Origin of the sequence: Bowmanella dokdonensis (assembly GCF_017254865.1) — a bacterium.
Lineage (GTDB): Bacteria > Pseudomonadota > Gammaproteobacteria > Enterobacterales > Alteromonadaceae > Bowmanella > Bowmanella dokdonensis.
In genome coordinates this window covers 1-584 of sequence record NZ_JAFKCV010000061.1, presented here as the reverse complement: position 1 = coordinate 584, position 584 = coordinate 1, and the positions used below count along the sequence as shown (strand labels likewise).

The window sequence follows — 584 nt, the reverse complement described above, 5'->3', positions numbered from 1 at the left end:
CAGATTTGTCCAATCCCCCGACATTCCTGGCTTGTTGTAATCCTTCAGGTGCCATATCCCGGAGTATTTCCAAAAAATCCAGGGTGGCTAAACGTTTGGCTCTTTGCAGCAATAACGGTACTGGACTGGAGGGTTCGTGTTTGCGGAAATACTCAATAATGCGGTCCATCTGCCGGGTGGCATCTTCCCGGCTGTTAATCTCGCCATTCATGCTGGGAGCCTGTGGTTGGGGAGCATCGGCGGGGTCCTCCGCACTTTGTTCCGTATCTTGTCCCCGACGAGCCAGATATTCGTTGACTATGGCTTCAGCGTCGGTCAATGAGGCCTTTAAGGGAGAGAGGTCTGGCGCTTGGCTGACACCAAGGGTATCACCAAGAAAGGCATCTACGCTGTCAATGGCGTCAATGCAGCTCTTGAGGTCATTAGCTGTCTGGCGAAGATCGTCTATTGGACAATCCATAAAGGTGGCTGATATGGCAGCCAAGTCGGGCCCTTCACCATCTCCGTCATCACTGAGCAGACCTTTGGCAATTTGCACCTGACGTAATCCTATATCGCCAAATATTCTTGAGCTGGCCAGTGAG

The 584-nt window shown here is 51.9% G+C and carries 1 protein-coding gene; it reads right to left on the bottom strand.

Annotated features, from left to right (window positions below):
* On the bottom strand, nt 1–538 hold a 538-nt coding region (locus tag J0A66_RS21545; RefSeq protein ID WP_369127388.1), incomplete at its 3' end, for a type VI secretion system protein TssA.
* Nucleotides 539–584 lie beyond the last annotated feature (46 nt).